Consider the following 12,537-nt stretch of genomic DNA (forward strand, 5'->3'; position numbering starts at 1 on the left):
GGGCTCAACCCCCCTTCGGCGCGGCCGGCCCGGCCGCAGGCTTGTCGACCGCGGGCTTGTCGCCAGCGGGCTTCATGATGGCCGGCGCGGCCGCCGGCTTGTCGGTCGCCGGCGCGGCCGCGGGCTTCGCGCCTGCCGGCGCGGCCGCGGGCGCCGCGACCGCGGGCTTCACGCTCGCCGCTGCCGACGGCGCCGCGGTGGTGGGCTTCGCGCCCGCCGCCGCGGGCGTCGCCGCCCCGCTCTGCTTCACGAGGCGCCCGGCCTTCGGGGCGCCCGGCTTCGGTGTGACGAGGGCGACTACGCGCCTGCCCTGGGGCAGGAGATCCGCGGTCGCCTTCTGCAGGTCGGCGGCGGTGGCCTTCTCGTACCTGGCCACGTCCTTCGGGAAGTACCCCGGATCGCCGGTGAGCTGGTTGTAGTTGTTGATGGCGTTCGCGCGGGCCGTCACCTGCTCCATGCTGAAGACCAGCTCCGAGAGCAGCTTGGCCTGGGCCCGGTCGTGTTCGTCCTTCGTCGGCGGCGCCTTGCGCAGCCGATCGAGCTCGGCGTCGATGAGCTTCAGGGCCTGCTCGGGCGACTTGCCCTTCTTCAGCGTGGCCGTGATCTGGAAGGTGCTGGCGAGCTGGCTCGATTGCTGGAACGCGAAGACGTCCTGCGCGATCTGGAGATCGTACACGAGCTTCTTGTAGAGGCGGCTCGTTTTGCCCGAGGCGAGGACGTTGGCGACGAGGTCGAGCTCGGCGTCGCCGGGCGCGAAGCTCGGCGGCGTCACCCAGCTGATCGTCACGCGGGGCAGCTCGACGTCCGCCTCGATGTCGAGGCGCTTCTCGGTCGCGAGGTCGCCGGGGTCGGGCTTCGTCGCCACGGGCGGCGGGGCGCCCTTCGCGATGGGGCCGAAGTACTTCTGGATGAGCTCCTTCGCCTTGCTCCGGTCGATGTCGCCCGCCACGACGAGGGTCGCGTTGTTGGGCACGTAGAACGTCCGGAAGAAGGCCTTCACGTCGTCCATCTGCGCCGCGTCGAGATCCTCGGGCGTGCCGATGGTCAGCAGGTGGTAGGGGTGGCTCTCCGGGAACAGGGCCGCGCGGAGGAACTGAGGCACGAGGCCGTAGGGCGCGTTCTCGTAGTTCTGGCGGCGCTCGTTCTTCACGACATTGCGCTGGCTCGTGAAGGTCGCGTCGTTCGCGTGGTCGAGCAGCCACCCCATCCGGTCGCTCTCCAGCCAGAGCACCAGCGCGAGCTCGTTGGCGGGGACGGTCTCGAAGTAGTTGGTGCGGTCGGTGTTCGTCGTCCCGTTGCGATCGCTCGCGCCGGCCCGCTCCAGGTACTTGAAGAACATGTCCTCGCCCACGTGCTTCGAGCCCTGGAACATGACGTGCTCGAACAGGTGCGCGAAGCCGTTCTTCCCCCGCGGCTCGTCCTTGGAGCCGACGTGGTACCAGACGTTGACGGCCACGACGGGCGTGCGGTGATCCTCGTGCAGGACCACCTCGAGCCCGTTCTCCAGCGTGTACTTCTCGACCGGGATCGCGACGCTCACGCTGCTCGCCGCCGCCGCGGGCGGAGCCGCCGGCGCGACCTGCGCCGCCGCCGCGGGCTGCGGCGCGGGCTTGGCCGCAGGTTGAGCCGCCGCAGGTTGAGCCGCCGCAGGCTGCGCCGGCGCTGCGGCCGGGGGCGCGGCGTAGGCGGGCAACGTCAGGCCGAGCGCGGCGACGAGCGCGCTGGACAGGGACGAGAGCGCCCGGAGGCGCGTCCGTTCGGACCGATGGTGGGCTCGCATGGGCGCGGTTTTAGCGCAGATTGCCCGACGTCGAGCGCAAACTTCGCTCGTGGAATGGGGGAGCGGCGCTGTACGTTCACGCCCGGCGCCGCGCCCCTGTCACTGGAATGGCGCGATGAAGAGCTGGTACGGCCCGAAATCCACCGGAGTACGCCCCTTCACGGTGATGGCGCCGAGGCTCCCTCCAGGTCGTGCCCCGTAAATCCGGGAGTTCACGCCCTCCCTCTCGCCCGCGCATGCGCTGAGCGGGCCGAAGCACTCGATGTTGATGGGATTGCATGCGTCGTCCGCGGTCTTGATCGTCATCGGGAAGTCGGTCAGGCCGCACGAGGACACAACGGTGGACATCCCCGGGCAGACCGGGACATAGAACGTCTGCTCAGGGCTGCTCGCGCCGCACAGGGAGCTGGGAGGGATCGGCGCCCCGGTGGTGTCGCCGCTGATGAGCCCGCTGCCCGGGATGATCCCGGCCCTCTCGCCGAGGCACGACGCGCGCTGGAACCTGAGGCGGACCGTGCCGCGCGCCTCGGGGTGCGCGGCCTTGACCACGACCGTGTAGGTCCCGGCCCGGAGCCTGGCCGCGAAGTGCGCGCCCGGCGCGGCGTCGCCGCAGCTGCTGGCCGCGCAGCCGACGGGGGGGCCGCCGCACCCGTCGCCCTCGAGCACCGCGAGCGCCGTGTCGACGTCCGACGCCAGGGTGCCGAGGTACACGACCTCGTCGGACGGGAGCGTGAACCGGAAGAACACCTCGCCGCCGCCGCCGCCGCCGCACGGCAGCGCGACGTCGGAGGTGTTCCCGGCCGTGATCTCCGCCGCGTAATCCATCGAGCCCGCCAGCTCCCCCGGCGTCTCGCAGCTGTCGGCGCCCGGGATCGGCGCGCAGCCGTCGTCCGGGACGCCGTTGCAATTCTCGTCGACCGCGTTGCCGCACACCTCGGGCACCGGGGAGGCGCACCCCTCGCCCTCGCAGCCGTCGTCGGGGAGCCCATCGCAGTCCTGGTCCACCGCGTCCCCGCAGATCTCGGGCTCGGGCTCGCAGGGCGCGAACGCCGGGACGTGGACGGGCACCTCGACCACGTTGTTCTCGATCGCTTGCTCGGCGATCGCGCCGATGGGGTTGACGGTGACGCGGAGGGTGTAGTCCCCCTCGGGCACGTCCGTCACGTCGACCCACTGGCACGGCGTGCCGACGTCGTAGGTGTCGGCCCACCCCGCGCTCAGGAAATTGCACCCCATGCCTCCGGAGGTCGGGTAGCCGCGCGGCGCGGGGGACGAAGGGTCGAGGGGCTCCATGTCGACGAGGCAAAACGCCTGCTTGTGCCCCAGCGAGACGACCTCGCCCGCCGCGTCGACCAGCCGGTAATCGGTGAAGTCCAGGAAATGGAAGTGCTGGTGGCACTGCGCATACTCGAAGAGCGGGCTGCTCACCTCGGGGCCGGGGTCGAGGTGGCCGGGCCCTGCGTTCTCGACGCGCCCCTCGAACTCGAGGAGATGCCGCCGGCCCGGGCCGCCGATGCACCTTTCCACGAGCTCGCAGGCGTCTCTGGGGAACGTCTGGTACGAGAACCGGATCGTGTCGACGATGCGCTGCCTGTCCGGGCGCAGGTCGGGCACGATGCAGACGCCGGCCTCGCACGCGTGGCCGCTGGGGCAGCACGCGCCGCCGCAGATCGCGCCGTCGCAGGCGGGGTAATCGACCGGGAGGACGATCGTGTTGTTGTCGAAGCGCGCCTCGGCGACGGTCCTGTTCGGGTTCACGGTGATCTCGAGCTCGTAGAGCCCGGCCGGGACGCCGGTCACGTCGAGGGCGTTGCACGCCACGGTGCCGGGCTGCTCCACGTGCTCTCCCGGGCCGAGGCCCTGCGCGTCGCAGCCGTACTGGCCGCCTGGCATCGCGACGCAGCGCGCGTCGAGCTCGGCCTCGGCGACCACCGCGCCGCCCTGGCTGAGGCGCGCGCGGAAGAAGCGCGGGACGACGTAGCTGCCCTCGCAGAAGTTCGGCGCGAAGACGTCGCTCTCCGAGGGCACGCCGAGGTCGAGCGGAACGTCGCCGGCGTTCTCGAGCGAGACGTGGAAGCGCATGAGCGCCCGCCGGCCGCTCGCGCCGAAGCACCCATGCAGCAGCTCGCACGCGTCCTCGTCCACGCGGACCGTGGCGAACGTGACGGGCTCTCCTCGCTCCGGGGGCCCGAGCACGAGGTCCGCCGCCTCGCAGCCGCCGCGCACGCACGCCGCGCCGGGGCTGCAGCACGCCGCGTCGCCGCAGGCGCGCGCCCCGTCGCACGCGGCGGCGCAGCCCGACGGCCTGCCCTCGGCGTCGATCTGACACCGCGCGCCCCCGGGACACACGATGTCCGAGCCGGGGCAACGGACGCTCCCGGACGCACCGCCGCCGCCTGCCGCGCTCGAGGGCGGCTCGGTCGGCCCGTCATCGCCGCATGCGGCGGCCGCCAGGAGCCATGACCCCATCAACAGCGCTTCGACGACGTTCTTCATGTGCACCCTGGTCAGCAGTAGCAGACGAGCCGCGCGGGCCGGAAGGCGTGTGCCGCTCCGGCAGGCCGTCAGGCAAGCTGCGTATCGTAAGGGGGCGCGCGGGGAGAAATCGTACGGTCGAGCGGGGGGCGCAGGATTTCGACCGGTCAGGGGCTCGGTAACGTCACCGGAATGGACGCGGGGGCGATGCCGAAGCCTCTCACGAACATGAGCTGCGCGGCGCTCGCTGGGTCGGATGAGCTCCAGTCTCCCAGGAGGACAGCGGCATACCAGTTCGTTGGCAGGGTTCTCGCAACGCTCCGGATGGCGTCGGCGGATCCGGCCGGTCGAACTCCTAACCATTGCTGGTCGGCGGCGCGCGGCGGCACGAAATCGACGCCGGTAGTGGCGCTCGCTGACGCGTACGCGACGTCGGTGTGCACGGGCGTGAAGGTGTCGCCTCGGGTCCCGTCTGCGTTGACCGACCAGTAGCCGAGATCCACCGAGGGCGCTGTGGCCGAGGCGTTGATCAACAGGACGCGAGGGGTGGTGAACGTCCCGGTCAGGTCCGGCTGAACCCTCCACAGCTTGAGCTGCAGCGCCTTATCGCCCGTCTCTCCGGTGGTGCCGAGCAGGCCTCCCAGGTAGATCGTGCCGGGGTCCAGTGGGCCCGTCCGCTGACCGTCGACCGCCACGGTGTCACCCGCGCCTCCCTCGCCGGTACCGGGTGCGACGAGCGAGAGCGTCGACTCCCCCGGCAGCAGATCGGTGTACGTCGGCACCTGCGCATACTTCAGGTTGATGGCGATCCTCTCCGTGCCCGAATACACCACGAGGGACGATGGCGTGGGCGGCGGCGACGCATGGAAGAGGTAGACGAGCGGATCCCGCCTGACGAAGACGGCAGGCGAGTCGTCCCCCGCCGGGACGACGAGCAGGCCGTGTGCGCGCGCGTCGTTGGCGACGCGGGTCGGCTCCCCGGTCTCGACGACGAAGTACGATCGCCCGCCGATGAGCGATGCCGCGGCGAGCGAGAACGGCGCCTGACCCGTCGGACCGAAGGACCTCGACGCGGTGACCGTGATCGACCGGGTCGACAGGGGCACGAGCAGGCCTTCTGGAGCGCTGGCGGTGAACCAGTCGAGGGCCGCGGCGGCCGTGGCGCTCCGGTCGATGTAGAACGATTTCGGATTCCACAAGTTGGAGTCGGCGTTCACGAAGCGCAACGCGACCTCGCTGCATGAAGGCGTCGTGAACTTCTCTTCTTCGATGAGAAGCCGCGGCTTGCTGGTGGTGGACGTCGTGCCCAGGATCCCGATGGCCACGATCGTGTAGCGCGCCCCAGGGGCGACCGTCAGCGGATCCGCCGAGATCGTGAGCGCATCGCCTGCGCCACCGGTTCCATCATCGCTCCGTGCCGAGAAGGTGATCGCGCCCGCCGTCACTTTGGCGTACTTCGTGACCGACGCGGCGACCCTGCTGGGCGACACTGCCTCGATGTCGGGTACCGACGCCCCGTTCACGTAGAGGCGGAGCGCAGGCGGATCGCCGGCCCCTACCGGGGTGTTCACGCGATTTGGCAAAAGGGCGTTGATGAACCGGACCTTGGGTTCAGGGTCGGTGTCCGGCGGCAGGCCACACTCCTCCGGATCGCCGCCGCCCGTGCCGCCGGCGCCGCCCGCGTCGCCGCTGCCGCCCGTGGTGCCGGCGCTACCTGCGCCGCCGCTGCCGCCCGTGCCACCTGCCTCGCCGCCGCCCGTACCGCCGGCGCCGCCAGCACCGCCCGTACCGCCGGCGCCGCCAGCACCGCCCGTACCGCCGGCGCCGCCAGCACCGCCCGTACCGCCGGCGCCGCCAGCACCGCCCGTACCGCCGGCGCCGCCAGCACCGCCCGTACCGCCGGCGCCGCCAGAGCTACCGCCCGACGACGTGCTGGCGCTGGCGCTCGTGGTTCCACCTCCGCCTTGCCCCGACTGTGATGAGGTACCGTCGTCCCCGCAAGCGCTCGTGAAGATCGAGAGCCCGGCCAGCGCACCCACCATGATCAGCCATCGTTGACGCATCTTCATCGTAACACATCTCCGTGCAGCGCGTCGCACGCGCCAGAACGATTCACTACCTCGGGAACTTCAGCTCGCAGGCGTCACGCGGAACCGCGATGACTCCCTTTGTCAGCTCGTCACGCATGTAGATGTAGGCCATCACGCCGGCGTTGAAGACAGCTCTCCGGAGCCATGCATCGACCTCCGGCGAGCTCGCGTCCGCGGCGCGGAGCCCATCCGTGAGAGGATTCCTGAGCGTGCACACGTCCCTCCACATGGGCACGCCGAACTCCGGCGCCACCGCATTGCTCAGGATGCTATTCCAGTTTCCGCTCGCCGCCGCGGCGTCATAGCGGGCTCCGTATCGATGAGCATCGGTGCGGAGCTCATCGCAGGCGGCGCGCGCGACGCCGAGCATGTTCGCCCTCGATCGCTTGAAGGTGGCCTTCGCGGTCTCCAGATCGAGCGGGATCGGCACCGCGGTCACTATCCGATTGTTCACGAAGACATTGAAGAAGGTCCTTTCCTCCTCCGGGGTACGGCCGAACGAGATGGTGGTCCCCCCGGTCGCCATCCAGACGAGGTACTTCGCCGCCCCGTCGGGGCCGAGGTCGTCCTCCCCGGCGTCGGGGCCATGGAACGTGGCGAGGTTCTCGTTGGGCGCCCAGCGCGGGCCGAAGAGCCCGTCCACGAAGCTCGCCACCCTCGCCCCCGAGGTCGCGCGGAGCGCCCTGGCCGCGCCGGTCTGGGCGTCACCATAGATCCCATGGCAGTTCGCGCAGACACCGGCGTAGATATGCTCCCCCGGGTTGGCCCAGTAGATCGCGCTCCACGGCTGGCGCGGCCTCCCGGTCCCCGGATTGATCATCCACTGCTCCACTGTCTCGGGCTCTGGCGCATCCCCCGGGAACGCGCAGCGTGGGACGAAGAACCCCTGAGCGTAGACCTTCTTCGCCAGCGCCTCGTGCTCGCTCGTCACCTCCTCCGCGCGGATCCAGTCGTCGAGCTTCGTCTTCCAGTCGATGTTGCGCGGGACATAGGGATAGCGCTCGGTCGTGTCCTCGAGCACCCACCCGATGGCGCGATGTTGCTCGCAGTCGTGAAGGGCGCGCGCCTCCGCGGCGTCCGCCGCGCGAACGGCGAGCTCGATCGCCTCCGGATCCTCCGGCGCCTCCTGTCCCCCGCGCTCGTAATCGCGCGGCACCGACGCCCACCAGCGCGCCACGAGGACCGGCAGGCGGCAGTCCACAGACGCCGTATGCATCGGCATGTGGAGATTGAAGAATGAGCCCAACTCCTCGTTGGGCACGGGCAGGCCGAATTCGCGGAGAGTCCACGCTCCCGTGGGCAGGACGACCCGACGGTAGATCCCCCCGCCGGGCACGGAGTTCTGGATGGCGAGCTCATCGAAGGGTGTGGGCATCGAAGGAAAGTAGGACAGCCCGTCCGAGCCCATCGTATCCATGTGAAACCCGAAGACGCTTCCGCCAGGCGACATGTCCAGGCCTCGCAGCGTCGCCTTGCTCGCCACCGCATAGCCGCGCGGGTTATGGCAATGGGCGCAGTTGCCCGCCATGTAGGCCTGCATGTTCAGCTCGTCGGCGTTGCGCGGCCGGCGGGGCAGCGCAGACTCCTCCAGCTTGGGGAAGGCGTCGGGCGTGAGGGTCGCCGACGTGCCGCGCACGACGCCGTACGCGAGGAGACGCTCGAGCTGATTGAGCTCATCGGCGAGCACGTCCGGCGTGTAGACGCCGCCTTCCCCTTTGGGTCGCTTGTGGAGCTGGAAGGGCGTGATGCCGAGGACGAAGCTTTCGCTCTCCGAGCCCGAGTGGCACGCCACGCATCGCGTCGCGCCGGGCACGGCGTAGCTCTGCAGTGCGCCGGTGGTCTCGTCGGCCGTGTAAGGGCGGACGTAGTCGGGGAACGGCTCGCCGTTCAGGTAGAGCTCCCTGCTGTCCGGTGATGCCGGATCGAGCCCGGTTCCGAGGAGCTTCGCGCTCGTCTCCTCCGCGTTCCACACGTACGTGCCGAAGATCGCGTCCTCGGGCTGCTCGCGCGTCACGATGATGCGCGTCTCCATCTTGCGGTATCGCGTGACGCCGTCGGGCTCGACCACGGCCCTGAAGAAGGTCTTGTAGAGGCGGGTGTTCGGGGGGACGCGGAGGCGCTTCGCGTCCGGGTCGTACGTGATGGCCTGTCCCGCCGGGAGGTGCACGAAGCGCAGCTTCGCCGCGTCGTCCGACCAGAGAGGGTAGGTCGGCGCGTAGGCGAGCGTCCCCCTGCGCGCGAGCACCTCGGCGTCCAGCGAGACGAAATCGGTCTCCGACAGCTTGACCGGGAGGTCCTCGAACGATCGCGTCGCGGCGAAGCGCTCGTCCGCCTCCTCGTCTCGGCCGACGATCTCGGCGTCGGGGATGCAGCTCCCGAGCTCCGTCAGCGCATCGCCGATCTCGCGCGGGGTCACGAAATCTACGTCGGGATCGACGTGTATATCGCCCTTCGGGAGGACGTACGTGCCGGCGGGGCACCCCTGCTCGATCCACGCCTGCACCCGCCGGCCGAGCGCCTCTTGCCCGCCGATCTTGTAGGGCATTTCCCCGCTGAGCATGACGTCAACGGGCGTCTTGCCGCTCTTGCCGCGCGCGTCGCACAGGTTTTCCGGGGTGCCCGTGTAGGAGAAATCTCCTTGCTCTGCCGGGGCCTTGTGGCAGTTGCCACATTGAATCTCGATCTCCCCCGAGAGGTTGCTGAAGGTATCGAGGGCATCTTCGACCGTCGCCGAGTGGCGCTGAGGGATCGGTTCGTGCGATCGGACCGGGGTGCACGGGCGCGGTTGCGGGCCCCCCCCGTCACCGCCGCTGCCGCCGCCTCCGCTGTTATCGCCGCCCGCGACCCCGCCGCTACCGCCGGCCCCGCCGCCTCGGCCGCCCGCGACCCCGCCGCTGCCGCCGGTACCGCCGCTGGTAGCGCCGCCGCCGCTCGTGCCCTCCGGGGGCTCACCGGTGTCGTCACCTCCGCAGCCGTACCCGGCCAGGGACACGACCCCGAGCAGCAGCACCACCGACCTCATCGTCATCCAACACCGACCTTGACCCATCGCTGCCAACTCCCCGGGCTCGCAGCGGCGAACCCCCTACAGTCGCGGCGGCCGAAATGCCACCGGTGAGCTCCTGGAACAACCGTGAATGCCGGTTGTCACGGGCCCGTGACGCCATTGCGGTCCCACCGACGTAGATGATTGCGCCTTCATTGACTTACGCGCCGCCGAAAGAACCAGCCGGCCCATCTCGTTCATGTCATCTCCATCGTTCAAAGCGACGGTGCGCCGAGAGCTTGTCATCTCCGGTCAGGCTGAGAGTGAGGTGATTGAGCGGCTGTACGACGTCAAAGGCGAGCCGAGCAACGCTGCTCGCCGACCAGGGATGCTACTGGCACACGGCGATCCCCAGCCGGCGGCAAGGACGACGCGTTCAACTCATGAAATCCGGCGCACGGCGCGGTGCTCCGCGAGCACGCCGCGACCGGCGAGCTGCCAGGACAACAGGAGGAGATGAATCAGGGGCAGGAGCAGTCGAGCGGCTGGTGGCCCCCGAGGTCCGGATCCGTGCACGCGATGAAGTCGTTCTCCTCCAGAATCTCCTCGAACCTCAAGGCATCGGTGTTGAAGGCCCAGTCCAGGAAGGCATCCTCGAGGCTGTCGCGGCTTCCGTTGCCCTCATTGACATACAGGAAGCGCGACAACGGGTACGACCCCGAGCGGATATTGCTCTCGGTCGGTGCCACGGTGTTGACATTGAGCGAATGGTTCTCGCCCGAAATGTGCGCCGCGAGGCCGGCGTACGCGACCACATCGGCCTTGAGCGCGGCGATCCAGCCCAGGCACTCGGTGGCCGTGTCGGCGATCAGGCAGGGCGTGGACGAGGACCGCGTGCCCCCGTACGCCACGAGCGACGACGAGTGCGGGGTCCCCACCGTTCCCGCCGGATCGGTCGTGAGCCGCGGCCCGGCGAGCGCGTCGTCGGTGACGGCCTTGACGCCGGAGCAGAAGGTGGTGCAGCCAACGAGGGCCTTGAACACTTCGGTCGTGCCCGAAACGTCGTCGCGGCGATAGAAATTGATGGTGTTCCCGGAGTTCGACGCGCCCGTGGTGAACTCGCCCCACGTGTCGAAATTGCCGCAGGTGGTGGCGTCGCCGGCGCCGTTGCCGCAGAACCCGCCCTTCACGTTGGCGAGGGCCACGTTGGAAGCGGTCTCGGGGTAATCCACCCAGAGAGCGACGCCGTCCTTCGCGACGCAATGGCTTGCCTCGCCGGACTGGGGACTGTTCAGGGCCCGGGACATCGGGGCGATCGTCTGATCCTTGCTCCCGTTGCAATACGTATTGCCGCCATAAACCACCGGTTGGCCGCGCATGCACTTCTCGCCATTGCCCGACCCGGTGCCGAGGTAGGTGAGGGGCACCCCCGACTCGGTGATCGCCTGCGTCATCACGTTGTGCAGCGTGTCCGATCCGAAGATGCCATTGGAGAAGGTCGGACCGTTGTTCAGCTCCTGCTCCGACTCGCCAAGGACCACGGCCTCGTCCGTGCTGCTCACGGCGCACGCCGCGAGGCCGAGGACCGAGAGCGCCGAAAGAACCAGCTTGCCCATCTTGTTCATGTTCATCTCCATCGTTCAGAGTGACGGTGCTCTCGTGCACCTCGATCATCTCGGTGCACGGCGCCCATCTATCAAGCCAACAACGCAGCGAAGGCCGCCTGGCCGCCGAAGCGCTCGCCGGCAGGCGGTCAAGTCTCTATCTCTCGCGACGCGTGCCGCTCAGTGAGTGGTCACCGTGCGGATCTTGCCGAGGCGACTCCCCTGCCGCTCCGTGAACCAGATGTCGAGGAGGCTGCACCCCCGGAGCGACGGGAGCAGCGTGATTCCGAACGGGCGAGAGTTGGCGAGCGGGAGATCGAACTCGGTGACGACGCCGCTCGTGGTGACGCGTCCGATCTTGTTCGCGAACTGATCCGTGTACCAGAGATTGCCGTCCAGCCCGAGGGTGATGTTCGAGGGGGAGCGGTTCGGCGCAGGAAGCGCGAACTCCGTCACGGTCCCGCTGGTATCGATCTTCGCGATCTTGCCCGTCATGGTGAACCAGATCTGGAGGTCGGGCCCGAGCGTCATCGCGTTGGGGGTCACGGACGAGGGCGGCAGCGGGTACTCGGTCACGGTCCCGGACGTGCTGATCCGCGCGATCTTGTTCGCGAACGACTCCGCGACCCAGAGATTGCCATCGACTCCAGCCGCGATCCCGCGCGGTTGGCTGTTGACGGTCGGGAGCGCGAACTCGGTGATCTCCCCGGCCGGCGTGATGCGTCCGACCTTGTTGCGGAGGGTCTCGGTGAACCACACGTTCCCGTCGAACCCCAGCGTTATCGCGGACGGGAGCGAGTTGCTCGTCGGGATAGCGTACTCGGTCACGACGCCGCGCTTCGTGATCGCCCCGATCTGGTTTCTCGCTGAATCGGTGAACCAGATCCGGCCATCCGGACCGAGGGTGATGGCGAGCGGGTTCGCGTTGGCCGCGAGCGGGTACTCGGTCACGTTGCCGCTGTAATCCGCGGCCGCAATCTTCTTGGCGGTGGGCTCGGTGAACCAGACGCGTCCGTCAGGGCCGAAGGTCATGGCCCCCGGCGTGGCGCCCGAAGGAATGGCGTACTCTGTGATGTCTCCCGCGGACGCCGCCGGGCAATGCCCGGCGCTCGCGTGCTCGGCCTGCGCCATGAGGGCGGCGCCGACCATCATCGACAAGGCAACAATCGACTTCTTCTTCATTTTATTATCTATCAGGGTTTGAGGTTGAGAGCGTCTCGCGAGATCTCCTGTTACGAATCTGTGGATGCCGCGGCTGCGCCGCGCGCCGGCGTTGCTCGTCGAGAGCGGCGCTACGCGCGCTCTCGACCGCTGCCTCTTCGCGCTCACGCTCGTCAGCGGTCCGTCACGATCCCGCTCGGCGCCCCGTTCTGAACTGCGTCGGCAAACTGCGTGCACACACGGTGCTTCCCCCATTCCCTCCCCGGAACCGGATTCCGTCCTGTATCGATTCGCACCTGTTTGCTCGTAGAACGAGCCACATGGCCACGGAGGAAATTACGTTCCGCGCGTATATGGAGTGTCGGCGCCAGGCGCGCGCGATGAGAACGCAACGCCGGGACCGCGCGCCGGCCGGACACGCCAAACAGGTTGATTGAACGG

6 protein-coding genes are annotated in these 12,537 nt (G+C 69.2%); all 6 read right to left on the minus strand.

From position 1 onward, the window contains the following. Positions 1 to 4: 4 nt before the first annotated feature. Positions 5 to 1,780, minus strand: a complete 1,776-nt coding sequence (locus WMF22_RS07265) for a M16 family metallopeptidase (protein WP_437298388.1) — start codon at positions 1,778 to 1,780, stop codon at positions 5 to 7. 99 nt (positions 1,781 to 1,879) lie between these two features. Continuing rightward, a complete protein-coding gene (locus WMF22_RS07270; protein WP_438035286.1) occupies positions 1,880 to 4,276 on the minus strand; it encodes a lysyl oxidase family protein in 2,397 nt (798 codons plus the stop codon). A gap of 146 nt (positions 4,277 to 4,422) precedes the next feature. Next, positions 4,423 to 6,324, minus strand: a complete 1,902-nt coding sequence (locus WMF22_RS07275; RefSeq protein WP_438035287.1) for a DUF4397 domain-containing protein — start codon at positions 6,322 to 6,324, stop codon at positions 4,423 to 4,425. A gap of 46 nt (positions 6,325 to 6,370) precedes the next feature. Beyond that, a complete protein-coding gene (locus tag WMF22_RS07280) occupies positions 6,371 to 9,373 on the minus strand; it encodes a hypothetical protein (RefSeq protein ID WP_438035288.1) in 3,003 nt (1,000 codons plus the stop codon). A gap of 479 nt (positions 9,374 to 9,852) precedes the next feature. Next, positions 9,853 to 10,962 carry a PstS family phosphate ABC transporter substrate-binding protein gene (locus WMF22_RS07285; RefSeq protein ID WP_438035289.1) on the minus strand — a complete coding sequence of 370 codons (1,110 nt, stop codon included), beginning with the start codon at positions 10,960 to 10,962 and terminating at the stop codon, positions 9,853 to 9,855. Positions 10,963 to 11,115: 153 nt separating this feature from the next. After that, positions 11,116 to 12,117, minus strand: coding sequence for a Vgb family protein (locus tag WMF22_RS07290; protein WP_437298393.1), 1,002 nt, complete (start codon positions 12,115 to 12,117; stop codon positions 11,116 to 11,118). Positions 12,118 to 12,537 lie beyond the last annotated feature (420 nt).

The sequence above is a fragment of the Sorangium sp. So ce204 genome (assembly GCF_051526795.1).
Classification (GTDB): Bacteria; Myxococcota_A; Polyangia; order Polyangiales; family Polyangiaceae; genus Sorangium; species Sorangium cellulosum_B.